General features: G+C 67.9%; 8 protein-coding genes. 5 read left to right on the top strand and 3 right to left on the bottom strand.

Annotated features, from left to right (window positions below; translation table 11 throughout):
• Positions 1–92: 92 nt before the first annotated feature.
• Positions 93–2,648, bottom strand: coding sequence for a bifunctional lysylphosphatidylglycerol flippase/synthetase MprF (gene mprF, locus SSA01S_RS06605; protein ID WP_061779724.1), 2,556 nt, complete (start codon positions 2,646–2,648; stop codon positions 93–95).
• Positions 2,649–3,003: 355 nt separating this feature from the next.
• Here mprF and SSA01S_RS06600 point away from each other — a divergent pair, with 355 nt between their 5' ends.
• Genes SSA01S_RS06600 through SSA01S_RS06590 form a run of 3 tightly spaced genes read left to right on the top strand, consistent with a single transcriptional unit; the run spans position 3,004 to position 5,445 of the window.
• Positions 3,004–3,432, top strand: a complete 429-nt coding sequence (locus SSA01S_RS06600; protein WP_156477692.1) for a PDZ domain-containing protein — start codon at positions 3,004–3,006, stop codon at positions 3,430–3,432.
• Entirely contained in the window at positions 3,401–4,090 is a 690-nt protein-coding gene (locus SSA01S_RS06595; protein ID WP_061779722.1) for a winged helix-turn-helix domain-containing protein, read from the top strand. Before SSA01S_RS06600 ends, SSA01S_RS06595 begins: the two co-directional genes overlap by 32 nt.
• A gap of 26 nt (positions 4,091–4,116) precedes the next feature.
• Positions 4,117–5,445: a sensor histidine kinase gene (locus tag SSA01S_RS06590; protein WP_240954540.1), complete on the top strand. Its 1,329-nt coding sequence runs from the start codon at positions 4,117–4,119 to the stop codon at positions 5,443–5,445.
• 16 nt (positions 5,446–5,461) lie between these two features.
• On the opposite strand, the gene SSA01S_RS06585 is transcribed toward SSA01S_RS06590, so the two are convergent.
• Positions 5,462–8,779, bottom strand: a complete 3,318-nt coding sequence (locus tag SSA01S_RS06585) for a trifunctional glycoside hydrolase family 18/polysaccharide deacetylase/glycosyltransferase family 2 protein (RefSeq protein ID WP_061779753.1) — start codon at positions 8,777–8,779, stop codon at positions 5,462–5,464.
• Positions 8,780–8,971: 192 nt separating this feature from the next.
• Between SSA01S_RS06585 and SSA01S_RS06580 the strand changes: the two genes are divergently transcribed.
• A complete protein-coding gene (locus tag SSA01S_RS06580; RefSeq protein ID WP_061779720.1) occupies positions 8,972–9,703 on the top strand; it encodes an AcvB/VirJ family lysyl-phosphatidylglycerol hydrolase in 732 nt (243 codons plus the stop codon).
• 24 nt (positions 9,704–9,727) lie between these two features.
• On the opposite strand, the gene SSA01S_RS06575 is transcribed toward SSA01S_RS06580, so the two are convergent.
• A complete protein-coding gene (locus tag SSA01S_RS06575; protein ID WP_061779752.1) occupies positions 9,728–11,395 on the bottom strand; it encodes an alkaline phosphatase D family protein in 1,668 nt (555 codons plus the stop codon).
• A gap of 175 nt (positions 11,396–11,570) precedes the next feature.
• On the opposite strand from SSA01S_RS06575, the gene SSA01S_RS06570 reads away from it, so the two are divergent.
• A complete protein-coding gene (locus SSA01S_RS06570) occupies positions 11,571–14,003 on the top strand; it encodes a TonB-dependent receptor (protein ID WP_061779719.1) in 2,433 nt (810 codons plus the stop codon).
• Positions 14,004–14,030 lie beyond the last annotated feature (27 nt).

Raw genomic sequence — 14,030 nt, 5'->3', positions numbered from 1 at the left:
TGACGGAGGGGGGCTTCCTCAAAGGCCACACCCAGCGGAAAGCCCCCTCCACCACCGCTACGCGGCTGTCCCCCTCCCCGTGCCGGGAAGGATCAATTCGCTTCACCCCCATCGGCGATCAGCGCGTTCAGGTCGCGTAGCGCCTTGACCAACCCCAGCCCGCGCGGACCCGCGATATAGCGCGGTGCCCATTCGGGCTGGAACTTCTCCTTATAGGCCCGCAACCCCCGGAATCCGTAGAAGCGCTCGCCATGCCGGAAGACGAGCGCGGCAACCTTCGCCCAGGTCGGGGCCATGCGCCGCCCGCCGACACCCGATAGCGGCGCCAGGCCCAGCGCGAAGCGGCCATAGCCCTCCGCCTGCCCCCACAGCATCAGTTCCACGAACAGATAATCCATCACCCCGCCGGGCGCGTCCTCGACATGACGCATCAGGTCGACCGACAGCTCGCGCTTCTCGCCCGCCTTCCAGAGATTAGCGAAGGCGACGATCCGCCCCCCCACCCGCACCACTGCGCAGTCGGTCAGCGCCAGATAGGCCGGGTCGAACCGGCCCAGGCTGAACCCCTTTTCGCCATGTCCCTTTTCCAGCAGCCAGTCGTCGGACACCGACTTCAGCTCGTGCAGGATGGCGGGCACCTCGGCGGCGGGCACGATGGCGAAGCTGGCATTCTCGCGCGTGCGAAAGCGGTTGAGCGTCTGGCGCAACCCGCGCATCCGTCCACCCTCCAGCGCGAAACCGGGCAGGTCGATCAGCGCTTCCTCGCCATATTTGATGATCTGAAGCCCCATCTCGATGGCGATCTCCAGCGCTTCGGGCGTGATCTGATAGAGGAGCAGCCGCCCCTGCGCGGCGTCCGCCATGGTGCGCAGCTGCCACAACAGGTCGGCCCAGGCCGCGCGCGGGCCGACCGGATCGCCCATCGCGATCCAGCTGGTGCCGCGCACCTGGTACATCACGAAAGCGTCGCCCTCAGGCGAAAACAGGAAACGCTTGTCGCCCAGCAGCGCCAGCGCGGCATCGGTCCGCTCGGCCTGGTCGACCACGGCGCGCACCTGCTCCATCGCGGGGTGGTCCGCCTCGCCCGGCGGGGCGGCGAGAAACAGCCGCCACAGCCCCGCCCCTGCCAGCATCACCGCGACGCCCAAACCAGCGCGCAGGAAGCGCGAGGGATCGTCCGACAGCGCGAACCGCCACCATAGCGACTCCCGGTAATCGACATGCTTGTACGCGAAAAAGCCGATCCAGGCGGTGCCGACGATCACCACCGCCACGCTGAACAGCCAGGCGGGCGACAGCGGCCGCGCGACCAGCGACGTCCGCCGGTAAAAGGCGCGGCGGCTCATCTGGAGAAGGAGCGCGATGGTCAGGCAGACCGCCGCTTCCTCATAATCGATACCCTTGGCCAGCGAAAAGATCGCCCCCGCGACCAGCAGCGCGCGCGCCGCCAGGCTCGCCCCATCGAGCCGCCGGTAAAGGCCCGGTGCCAGCAGCAGCAGGCCGGTGCCGACCAGGCTGGCGGCGAAATGCGATGCCTCGATAAAGGGCAGCGGCACGATATGGACGAGCTGGTGCACGCGCTGCGGAATGGCGGGCAGCGATCCCGACAGCAGCAGGATCGCGCCACCGCCGAAACAGGCGGCACTTAGCAGCGTCGGCGCGATGCCCAGCAGCACGCGGCGGACATCGCGCAACGCCTTGATCGGCCGCCGCCGCGCCTCGTCCCAGGCCAGCAGCGCGATCCCTAACGCCAGCGGCGCGAGGTAGTAGAGCACGCGATAGGCGATCAGCGCGGCGAACAACTCGGTGCGGTCGACCGGCACGGTCGCCAGCACGACGGCCTCGAACACGCCGATGCCGCCGGGCACATGACTGACCAGAGCGACGATGATCGCCAGCGCATAGGCGAGCAGGAAGGCGGGCAGCAGGTCGATCGACGCGCCCGGCAACAGGACGAACAGCGCCGCGCTCGCGCACCCCAGGTCGAGCGAGGCGATGCCGACCTGCGCCAGGGCCTGGGCGGGCGTGGGCAGCGGCACGCTCCACGCCCGCCAGCCAATCCGCTGGCCGGGGCGCAAGGCGCAGAGCAGGATCAGCCCCAGCGCGCCCGCGACCACCGCGCCGCCCAACCAGCGGACCATGGTTTGGCCCAGCACCAGCGTCTCGACCGTGATCGGTCCCTCATGGAACAACAGGCCCAGCCCGGTGACGGTGAACACCCCGAACCAGAAGGTCGCGCTGGCAATAGCGATGACCCGTGCGATGTCCGGCCCGTCCAGCCCGGCGGTGGCATAGACCCGGTAACGCGCCGACCCACCGGTCAGCAGCGCCAGGCCCAGATTATGGCTGAGCGTATAGCTGGTGAACGAGGCGGTCGCCGCCGTCCGCCAGCGCAACGGCTTGCCGATCACGCGCAGCGCGATCACGTCGTAGAAGGTCAGCGCGATATAACTGGCGATGGTGAAGCCGACCGACAGGATGATCTGGCGCGGATCGATGGCGTAAAAGGCGCCGCGCACATCGGACAGCCGGACCGAACGCGTCAGGTGATGCAGCGCCGACAGCCCCAGTGCGACCAGCAGCACGACCGCGCCGACCGCCAGATAGCCGCGCTTGGCCCGGCCATAGGCGATGATCCGGTCGACCATGGTCGCGAGCCGGGAGGACGATGTCACGCCATCACCCCCGCCACCATCGAACCAAAGGTCGGTTCCGCCACCCCATGCCCTTGCGTCACACGCCTACCACTTCCGTTTTCAGACCCCGCCATCACGGAACCCGGCGGCATAAAGCGCCGCCCGGCCCCGCTGCCTTACGGGCACATGACAAGTTCGTCACGCGCCACCTGCCCTTCACATGACAGAAGCGTCATGCTTCGCCCACGCTTCGCTCAGGTCATGGCGGCTATGCAGACAGGGTGAACGCATCGCCCCTGCCCGCCGTCCAGGCCCCCATGATCGCCGCGCCGCGTGCGCTGCCGGTGGCCGCAGGAAAGTGGCCGATATGAAGGGGCTAAGGATCGTCGGCTGGGGCGCGGGGCTGGTCGCGCTGGTCGGTGGCACCGCGACGGCGCTGCTGGTCGGGCATATGCCGCTTCGTGCCGGGCCGCACCGGCCATCGACCCTCTACGGCGCGACCTTCGCCCCCGTCGGTGACGATCGGCCGGGCCTGGTCGTCACCAGCCTGCGCAGCGATGTCGAGGGCGATCCCATGCCGCCGGTGAAGCCCCCGCTGCATGTCGGCGATACGGTCATGACCATCGACGGCCACCCCGCGACATCCTTCGCGATGCTGCGCGACGAGGCCGCGCGGCGCATCGATTCTCCCGTCCAGCTGGAAGTCGCGCGCGACCATGGCCTCCTTACGATCACGCTGCTAAGGAGCGCGTCGGGAGGACAGCGTGGCCAACAGGATTTTGCTGATCGAAGATGATCGCTCGACGGCGGATTACATCGCCAACGGGTTGCGGGAAGAAGGATTCCTGATCGATCATGCCGCGAACGGGCGCGATGGCCTGTTCCATGCGACCGACGGCACCTATGACTGCATCATCCTGGACCGGATGCTGCCCGGCATGGACGGCATGTCGGTGCTGGCCGCGATCCGCGCGGCGGGCATCCAAACGCCGGTACTGATCCTGTCCGCGCTGTCCTCGCCCGAGGACCGGGTGGCGGGGCTGACCTCCGGCTCGGACGATTATCTGACCAAGCCGTTCGTCTTTGCCGAGTTGCTGGCCCGCATCCGCCTGCTGATCCGGCGCAGCGGCACCACCGGCAACGCGCCGCAGACCAAGCTGGTGTGTGACGATCTGGAGATGGACCTGCTTGCCCACCGGGTGCGCCGCGCCGGAAAGCCGATCGACCTGCAACCGCGCGAATATCGGCTGCTCGAATATCTGCTCCAGCATGTCGACCAGGTGGTGACCCGCACCATGTTGCTGGAAGGGGTCTGGGATTTCCATTTCGATCCCAACACCAACGTCACCGACGTGCATATCAGCCGCTTGCGCAAGAAGATCGACGAAGGCTTTGCCCGCCCGCTCCTGCATACGGTGCGCGGCTCGGGCTATAAGCTGGGGGTCGAGAAATAGCACCGGCGGTCCTCCGCTCGACCACTTTGCGCTTCGCATTGCTGGTCTTTGCGCTGCAACTGGTCGGCGCAGGCGCGATGGTGGCGACCGTGCGCCATCTGACGCGCAGCGAGATCGCCGATCAGGCCGAGGACGCCGCCAGCGATCTGCGCGACGAGTTGTCGGGCGTATGGCTGTCGGGGGGCCAAGCGGCGGTCCGTGCCGCGGTCGACCGGCGGATGACCACCGACCGCCTGCCGCTGTCGGTCATCCTGCTGACCGATCCGCGCGGACGGTTCGTGGCGGGCAACATCGCCGATTGGCCGCCCAACGTCCCCGCGCCCGGTTCGGCGACGATTGAGATCTTTCGGATCGGCCATTCCCAACCCGAACGGATGCGGGTGATGGCGACCCGCCTGCCCGATGGCTCGCGGATGCTGGCGGGCCATGTCATCGAGAGCGAGCTGCGCGTCGCGCTGGCAATGGAAGAGGCGATGGGGGTCGGCATGGCCGCCGCCATCGTGCTCGCCGCACTCGCCGCATGGGCCGCTGCACGGATGATCGAGCGGCGGCTGGAGGATACGGTCGCCACCGCCCATGCGGTCGCGGGCGGCGACCTGTCGCGCCGGGTCATCCCCAATGGCGGCGACGACGCGTTCGACGCGCTGGCCCAGGCGGTCAATGCGATGCTCGACCGGATCGCCCTGCTGATGACCGAATTGAAGGTCGCGACCGACGGGCTGGCGCACGACCTGCGCTCCCCCCTCACCCGGCTGCGCGCGACGCTGGACCGCGCGCTGGCCGAGAGTAGGGACGAGAATGCGCGTGTCGCGGTCGGCCGCGCGTTGGAGGAAGGCGACCGGCTGCTCGCCATGCTCGACACCGCACTGCGCATCAGCCGGGCCGAAGCGGGCCTCGGCCGCGACGCCTTTGTCGACGCCGACCTGGCAGAGATGGTGCGCGATGTCGCCGACATGTTCGAGCCGCTGGCCGAGGATCGGGGCATGACCATCCGCGCCGAGGGCCCTGAGACGCTGGTCGCGCGGGTCCACCGCGAGCTGCTGGGGCAGGCCGCCGCCAATCTGATCGACAATGCGCTGAAATATGGCGCGGGCGAGATCACCGTGCGGGTCGAGCCGGGCCCGGTCCTGATCGTCGCCGATGACGGCCCCGGCATCCCGGAGGAACGCCGCGACGAGGCGTTGAAGCGTTTCGGCCGGCTGGACGCGGCGCGGACCGAAAGTGGCGCAGGGCTCGGCCTATCGCTCGCCAGCGCGGTGGCGCATCTCCATGGCGGAACGCTGGCGCTGGAGGACAATGCGCCGGGGTTGCGCGTCCGCCTGACGCTGACGCCCGACACGCGTTCCGCCGCCTGAGCGACGGGGACGCCGCTTACGCCGCGACGTTCCCCGTACGCTCCAGCTTGCCCCAGCCGACGATCCACCCGCCGATCGCCGAGCTGATCGCGCGCAGCACGACCCAGTACATGATCTGGCGATAGACCAGCCGCTGCGCGACCAGCAGATGCGCGGGGTAGCGCACCCGGTTACCGTCCAGCCGGTACGCCAGCCAGCCGCACAGCACGTCGATCGAGGTGAAGGCTACCCAGTAAGCCGCCATCTGGAACACGTCGGTGCTGGTCTGCGCCCAGCCATGCTGCGCGACGCGCATCGCGGTGCCGATGACCGACAGGATCAGCGCCAGGTCGATCAGGGGCGAGATGGCGGCGAAGATGATCTGGAACAACCAGGCCTGGGGAAGACCGACCCGCGCCAGCCCGGCGGGCTTGCCCGTGCGCAGCACGGCACGGTGCTTCCACAGGCATTGCAGCGTGCCGAACGCCCAGCGATAGCGCTGCTTGGCGAGCGCCTTGAAACTCTCGGGCGCTTCGGTCCACGCCACCGCGCGCGGATCATAGGTGACACGCCACCCGGCCCGCTGGATCGCGATGGTCAGGTCCTGATCCTCGGCCAGCGTGTTCTCGGGATAGCCGCCCACGGCATCCAGGGCCGTGCGCCGCCATGCGCCGACCGCGCCCGGCACCACCGTCATCGCGTCGAACCCGGCCAGCGCCCGGCGCTCCAGATTCTGCGCGGTGATATATTCGACCGCCTGCCAGCGGGTCACCAGGTTCACCCGGTTCCCCACCCGCGCATCGCCCGCCACCGCGCCCAGCTTGGGATCGGCGAACCAGCGGGCGAGCTTGGCGATCGTCTCGGGCTCGAACTGGGTATCGGCGTCGAGCGCGATCAGCACCTCGCCGGTCGCATCCTGAAGCGCGCGGTTCAGCGCCGCCGCCTTGCCGCCATTGACCAGCGTCAGCAGCTGGACGCGCGGTTCGCCCGCAAAGGCCTCGCGCACCACGGCGCTGGTGCGATCCTTCGACCCGTCATCGACCACGATGACCTGCAGCCCCGGATAATGGCTTTCCAGCACGCGCGACACCGACTGGACGATCACCCGCTCCTCGTTGAAGGCGGGGATGATGACCGAGACGCTGGGCGTATATTCGGGGGGCACGGGCTTCGACTTGCGGCCCTGGAACCAGGCCAGACCCGCCATGACGACGGCGCGTGCGATGCCAAGCGCGATGGCGAGATAGAAGAGCCACGCGAGCGCGGCCGATACGAAGGCCAGGAAGACGAAGATGGCGACATCGGTCCGCACCGCCAGCAGGTCCCTGCCCTCGACTTTCGGCATCGCCTGGTCGCGGCTGATCCCGACCAGTTGCGACGCGGGGACGAAGCGATACCCCTGCGCCCGCAACGTATCGATGATGCGCGGCAGAGCCTCGACCGTCTGTTCACGGTCGCCGCCGCCATCGTGGAGCAGCACGACATTGGCCGAATTCTCCTCGGTCGCGCCGTGGACCTGATCGATGGTCTGCTGGACGATCTGGTCGACGCCCGGCCGCTGCCAATCGTTCGGATCGACGTGCAGGCCGACGACGGTATAGCCCAGATTCTGCGCGACCAGGGCCGGGCCGATCTCGTCGCCCGTGGTCGGCTCGGCGTCGCCGAAATAGGGCGCGCGGAACAGCGTCGTGGAACGGCCGGTATAGGCCTGGATCAGCCGCTGGGTGGCGTTCAGCTCCAGCTTGATGCCCCGGTCGCTGGTCGTCGCCATGTTGGGATGGGTATAGCTGTGATTGCCCAGCTCGCTACCGCCATCGACGATGCGGCGGAGCAGTTGCGGATGTTGCAGCGCATTCTCGCCGATGACGAAGAAGGTCGCCGGCACCCGCTCGCGCTCCAGCACGTCGAGGATCTTGGGCGTCCATTCGGGATCGGGCCCATCGTCGAAGGTCAGCGCGATCGTCTTGGGCACCGCGCCCGCCCGCTGGACGACATAGGGAGTCGGAAGCGTCTGATAGACCTCGTTCCGGATGATGCCGTCCTTGTCGTAGCGCAGGGCGCGCTGTCCATCGGTCGGCTGCGCGGTGATGCGCAGGATTTCCCCCGGCCCCTCGACATCGGCATTCAGCGGCGAGGTGATCGAACCCAGCCGGGGAATGACGCCGCGCGCCGTGCTGCGAAACGCCGCGAAGTCGGCCCACAGGCCAGGGTCCTCGCTGCCCAGCTGCCAGAAGGCGACATCGTCGATGCCCAGCTGCTTCAGCGCCTGGAGCTGGTTCCAGCTGGTGGCCGCGTCGAGCATCCAGACGGTATGATGCTCGCCATTCTCGTCATAGGCGAAACCCGCATTGCCGCTGGCCGGGTCGAACGTCACCTTGGCCTGGCTGTCATGCGCCATCAGCCAAGCCTCCTCGATCGACTTGGCTTCGGCGGGTTCGGCCGGGCCGTCGGCCTTGGTCGGCCAGTCATAGGCATAGCTGCCCAGCGCGACGATCAGCTTGTCGCGACCGACCTCGCGCAGCGCCTTTTCGGTCGCCTGCAGGAACCAGGGCTGCGACGCGATCGGGCCTGGGGTGCCGGTCTGCCAATGCTCGTCATAGGCCATCAGCATGACCCGATCGACGACCTTGGCCAGCCGCTGCAACTGCCACGCCTCGTCCTCGGCGGGCACGGTCACGGCCAGCACCGCGCCCTTGGGCAGGTGCGCCTTGATCCGCTGGAGCAGGCGCGGATAGCCGGGCATCGCGCTGGCGGGCAGATTCTCGAAGTCGATGACCATGCCCGACTGGCGATTGGCCGTGATCGACTGGCCCAGCTGGGTCGCCAGCTTTTCGGAGGCGGCGGGGCTGGCGATGATCCGCGCGATCGCCTGGCCGTCCCATTCGTCATTGGCCAGATTCTGGACCATGGGAAGAAGACGCGGCGGCTTGGCGGCGCGGGCAATCAGCGTCGCCAGCTTGGGATCGTTGTTGATCTGCAGCTCGGCCTTGGGACCCGCAACGTTCATCAGCGAGGGGACCAGCCAGTCGATCTGGCCCATATGCGCGCGCAGCGACGACAGCGCCGAGTCGTTGCCCGGCGTGTAGAAGGCAATGGTCAGCGGGGTATGCCCCTGCGCCACCGCCTTACGCGGCAGCCACTGGCCGCGCCGCCCCTTCAACTGGGCGGTGGGCTCCAGCGTCATCGGCTGGCGGCGCGCGAAGGGCAAGGGCAACACGCCCGAATTGGGCACCGCGACCAGCGTCGTCGCAAAGGCGATCGCCGCGATCACCACCGACAGGATCATGACCGCGACCCCGCGCCGGGCCCATGTGCCCCGGCGTCCGGTGGGATCGAAAAAGATCGGCTTGGTCACGGGCATTGGTCCTTGGTGCATGGGTCCGGCGGGAAAGCGGCATTCCGCCATCCGACGGTCCCTATCGCGCTGCCCGATGGCAGATCACGCGCATAGAGCGCGTGATCGCAACATTACAGATTTTTCATAACGCTTCGTGAAGCGGTGTTGGGGGCCCGTGACAATGGGCGGACAATAGCGGTAGGACAGGTCATGTCCGATCTCTTGGCGCGCCACCGCCGCAACGGCCGCAATATTGTCGCCGCGATCCTGCTGCTGGTCATCACCGGCGTCGCTATCCTTCTCTATTCGGGAAGTTATTTCGACCGAGACCCGTTTGTCCGCTTTCCCGCGCAGGGCCGGGCCCAGCCGATACTGGTACTATCGCTGTCGGGCGATATGGGGCTTCGCTATGGCATGGGCGGCGTGATCGCGCGCAGCTTGAGCGCGGCGGGAATCCCGGTCAGCGGGGTCAACTCGCCGGTCCTGTTCCGCCATCCCCGCACGCGGGGCGAGGTCGACGCGCTGATCGCCGATCTGGTCCGCCGCGCCGCGCAGGAAGCAGGCTCGCGTCGGCTGGTGCTGCTCGGCCAGTCCTATGGCGCGGATATGTTGCAGACCGGCCTCGCCCGCCTGCCCGCCGATCTGCGCCCGCGCGTGGCGGCGATCATCCTGGTCGTGCCGGGCGAGACCGCCTTTTTCCGCTCCGATCCGTCCGGGCTCGCCTATCGCGGCAAGCCCGACAGCTGGGGAATCACGACCGCGCGAACGATCGACTGGGCCCCGCTGACCTGTATCTACGGCATCAAGGAGAGGGACAGTCTCTGCCCGCTGCTGAAGCAACCCAATGCCAAGGTGATCGCGCTGCCGGGCGGCCATTACATGAACCATGACGACGCCGCCCTGACCGCCCATGTCCTCGCCGCCGCCCGGCGAGCCCGGTAGGTCGGGGCGACGTTCAGGAACCGATCAGGCGCTCACCGGCTCGATCGGCGCGGCGGTGCCCGGCTTGGTCCGCCAGACCGCTGCGACGCCTTGCTCATAGGGTTTGGCCAGGACGGTCGAGACGGTCATGTAGCGCGCGGTGGCCGCCTCGCGGGTCAGGGTGAGGTGCAGCCAGCCCTTGTCATCCTGATCACAGAAGCGGACCACCTTGGGATTGGCGGCGGCGATCTCGCGGCCGATGCCGGGCATCAGGTCGCCCCAGGACGGGCTGGTGATCGAGGTGCCAGCGAACTCCGCCGCGACCAGCGTCCCGTCCGCAGCATAAAGGTCATTGGCCCAGGCGGCATGGCTGTCGCCCGACACCACGACCGGACGGCTGCCCGCCCGCCGGAACGCCGCGTACAGCCGCTCGCGCGCCGCCGGATAGCCGTCCCAGCTGTCGAAATTGAGCGGCAGGCCCGCCCGATACGACGCCTGGGCCTCACCGAGCTGGCGCCGTGCGTCCTCCGAAAGCCGCTCGGTCAGCTTGGCATAGCCCGCCGCACCCATCTGCTTCTCCAGGTCGGGCCCATCGATCCGGGCCATCACCACCTGATTGCCGATCACCTGCCACGGCGTGCCCGCCTGGACCGAGCGGGTCAGCGTCCGTTCGATCCAGTCGAGCTGGCCAGCCCCCAGCAGTTCGCGGTCGGGCCGCGCGCGTTCGGCCATCATCGTCGCATATTCGTCGGGCTCGGGCGCCTCCCCTTTGGCGCGAACCTGCTTGGAACGGGCCAGCAAGCGCGTCTCCAGCATGACCAGCGTTGCCAAGTCGCCGAACTCGAAGCTGCGGTTGATCGCCTCCCACGGCTTACCGGGCAGCGGATCGCGGATCGGCATCCACTCGAAATAGGCCTGCATGGCCGCCGCCTTGCGCTGCCCCCAATCACCCTCGGTTTCAGGCTGGTGGTTTTCCGCGCCGCCGATCCAGTCGTCATTGGCGACCTCATGATCGTCCCAGACGCAGATGAAGGCGGTGCGGGCATGCGCGGCCTGCATGTCGGGATCGCGCTTTACCTGGGCGTGGCGCATACGATAATCGGCCAGCGTCACGATCTCGTGCGCGGGTTCGGGCAGGCGGTTCAGCTTGCGCCCGATCGCCGCGCCATAACCGTCCGCGCCATATTCATAGATATAGTCGCCCAGATGCAGCACGGCATCCATCCGCTCCGCCTTGGCGATGGCGTCATAGGCGTTGAACAGGCCGCCCGGATATAGCTGGCAGGACACGACCGCCAGAACCAGATCCTCCACCCGACCGCGCGGCAGGGTGCGGAAACGCCCCTCGGCCGAACGCCGACCGTCCGCCGACTCGAACCAGTAGCGATAATCGCGGCCCGGCCGCAGGCCGGTCACCTCGACCTTGGCGGTGAAGTCCCGCGCAGCGCGCGCCGCGACCCGGCCGGTACGCAGGCCCACCGCATCGCGGCCGTCCAGCGGCGCGACATGCCAGGTCAACGGGATATCAGCCCCCTGCCCCTCGGCTGGCGTCGCGCGGGTCCACAGGATCGCGCCATCGGGCGAAGGATCGCCGCTCGCCACGCCGTGATCGAACCGGGCGGCCGGGGGAGCGGCCTCCGCCATCGTCGGCAGGGCCAGGGTTGCCCCGCTTCCCATCAGCACCATGGCGCGGCGTCGGTTCATCATCGTCATCGTATCGGTCCTTTCGCCGCCGTCGCTAGGCCCGGTGAACGACAGAGCGATGGCGGTGCTGTGACGGTTTGGCGACAGGGTGCCAGCTGTCACAGAAACGACATGCGCAGGACACCAACTGGTAATCCCTTTAACCTAGTCGGCGGCGACAGAAGGATTTTCCGGGGGGACCAAGATGAATTCGATCGTGCGCCGCGTGACGCTGGCGACCTTGCTTGCGGGTCTGAGCCAGCTGGCACTCGCCCAGGGGGCAAGTGCCCAGGCGATGATCCAGCCGCAACAGGATGCCCGCGACGCCAACGACAATCCCGACGTCATCGTCACCGCGCAGAAGCGCGAACAGCGGATCGAGGATGTTCCCCTGACCGTCAGCGCGGTGTCCGGTGCACGCATGGCCGATATCGGCGTCAACTCGCTGTCCGAGGTCGCGCAATATATCCCCGGCCTGCAGATCCAGGAGCAGAGCGCGAACAATCCCGGCTTCGTCATTCGCGGCATCACCTCGGACTCGGGTTCGGCGCAGCAGGGCGCGCGCGTCACGCTCTATTATAACGGCGTGGACATCAGCCGGACGCGCGGCGCCTATCAGGACCTGTACGATATCGAGCGGATCGAGGTCGTGAAGGGGCCGCAGGCGACCCTGTTCGGCACCGCCGCCGCGGTCGGCGCGATCAGCATCATCTCCGCCCGCCCCCATGCCGGCACCGAGGGCGGCATCCTGGCCTCCTATGGCAATTTCAACCGGACCCAGGTGTCGGGTTACCTCAACGCGGGCAACGACACGCTTGCCGGGCGCATCGCCTTCGCGTACAAGTTTCGCGACGGCTATGTCCGCAACATCGCGGGCGATGCCAATGTCCCCAACCAGAACCAGGGCCGCGTCGACCAGGACGATCTGAACGGCCAGGACCAGCGCGGGGTGCGCGGATCGCTGCGCTGGACGCCCAATAGCTCGGTCACCGCCGACCTGATCCTGACCTATGACGGACAGCGCAATCCCGGCACCGCGTTCAAGAGCCGCGTCTTTGCCCCCACCGGCGGCCAGACCGGCGACTATGGCTATGCCGAGCTGTCGGGCTCGCCCTTCTCCGCCGAAGTGCTGGGCGCCCGCAAGCTGGGGCTGACCCGCAACGTCTATGACGCGAACCTGACGGTCGCGGTCGATGTCGCGCCGGGCATCACCTTCACCACGGTCAACGGCTATCGCCGGTTCGACGCGCTGGAAATCTTCGACGCGGACGGCGGCCCGGCCTGGTATCTGGAGTTCGCCGAGGATGCCAAGGGCGACCAGTGGAGCCATGAAAGCCGCTTCGCCTTTGACGGCAAGCATTACCGCGCCTCGTTCGGCTGGAACGCGTTCTTCGAGAATGGCCAGCAGCGCGTGCCCTTCTCGACCGAGGAAGGCACCTATCTCGCCTGTTCCGTCACCCCGCTCTTCGCCCCCATCCGCCAGATTCTGAACGGCGCCGGGATACCCACCGGCACCGGATGCGTCGCCGCGAACGGCACCATCCCGGCGACCCGCGCCACCGCGGTCCTGTCGCGCGGGGCGGCGACCGTGCTGCCCTACAGCGCCAGCTTCGCCAATTACGGGCGCAACAACACCTATTCGGTGTTCGCCGACGCGACCTGGATTCCGAGCGCGGCGCTGGAGCTGACCGCCGGTGCGCGCATCCTGATCGAGGATCGCACGTCCCGCTATAGCAACGTCATGCCCGACAGCCGCCTGCTGGCGGGTGCGGGCGTCTTCACCAGCCTGCTCGGCGCGGCCAATACCAAGGGCCAGCTGTTCGAGGCGCAGCGCAGCTATGCCGCGATCCTGCCGCGCTTCAACGCGCTCTATCGCCTGAGCGACGACGTGAACCTCTATGCCACGGTCAGCAAGGGCCGCCGTTCGCCGGTGGTGCAGCTGGATGCGCAGCGCATCGTCCCGCTGACCGTCGCCAATTCGGGTGCCATTCCCCGGCTTCAGATCGTGCCGGAGGAGGATGTCTGGAACTATGAAGGCGGCATCAAGGGGCGGGTCGGCCCGTTCACCGGCGCGGCCTCGATCTTCTATCAGCGCTATCGCGGGTTCCAGGTCTCGACCTTCGAGAACGGGCTGGCGGTGACGCGCAGTGCGGGGTCGGCGAACAATCTCGGCGTCGAGCTGGAAGGCAATGTCGCGGTGCACCGCTGGCTCAGCCTGTTCGGCAGCTTTGCCTATATCGATGGCGGGATCGCCAACGACCCGGCCAACGGCGTGTTCGCGGGCAATCGCTTCCGGCTGCAGCCGGAGATCACCGCTTCGGGCGGTGCCACCTTGCGCATTCCGGTCGGGTCGTCGGCGACCTTCTACGCCACGCCCAGCGCCAATTACCGGTCGAAGGTGTATTTCGAGCTGCCCAATAGCGAGGCGATCTCGCAGGGCGGCTATACGCTGGTCAACCTGCGCGCCGGGGTCGAGTTCGGCGATCAGGGCCGCTTTCATGTCGGCGGCTTCGCGCGCAACCTGACCAACAAGCGGTATCTGATCGACGCGGGCAATACCGGCGGCACGTTCGGCACGCCGACCTATATCGCGGGCGAACCGCGCTTCTACGGCGTGGAGCTGGGCGCGCGGTTCTGAGTGTGTTTTTTTCCTCCCCTGCAAGGG

Origin of the sequence: Sphingomonas sanguinis NBRC 13937, from assembly GCF_001591005.1 — a bacterium.
In the GTDB taxonomy this organism is placed as follows: domain Bacteria; phylum Pseudomonadota; class Alphaproteobacteria; order Sphingomonadales; family Sphingomonadaceae; genus Sphingomonas; species Sphingomonas sanguinis.
This window is presented reverse-complemented; position numbering and strand designations above follow the sequence as displayed.